Genomic DNA, 377 nt, shown 5'->3' on the forward strand with positions numbered 1-377 from the left:
CTGCTGGCCTCCGGCGACGACGAGGCCTGCGCGCGCCACCTGCCCGGTATCGCCTCCGGACGGACCACGGCCACCCTCGCCGTCGCCGAGGACCACGGTTCCTGGGACCCGGCCATGGTCTCCGCGCGCGCCGTGCTGGACGGGGACGGCGGCTGGCGGCTGAGCGGCCGCAAGTGCTTCGTCGTCGACGGTATGACGGCCGATCTGCTGCTCGTCGTCGCCCGTACCGTCGCGGGCCCGACGCTGTTCGCCGTGGACGGGGACGCGGCGGGGTCTGGGGCCGAGTCGATGGAAACCCTGGACGCCACCCGGGCGATGGCCCGGCTGACCTTCGACGCCGTGCCCGCGACGCGCGTCGGCGCGGACGGGGCGGGGGC

General features: G+C 76.4%; 1 protein-coding gene. It reads left to right on the forward strand.

Going from position 1 to position 377, the window contains the following annotated elements; all coding sequences use genetic code 11:
• The coding region (locus tag TN53_RS42890; protein ID WP_046264344.1) for an acyl-CoA dehydrogenase family protein at window positions 1-377 on the forward strand (377 nt) is incomplete at both ends.

Origin of the sequence: Streptomyces sp. WM6386 (assembly GCF_000972385.1) — a bacterium.
Taxonomy (GTDB): domain Bacteria; phylum Actinomycetota; class Actinomycetes; order Streptomycetales; family Streptomycetaceae; genus Streptomyces.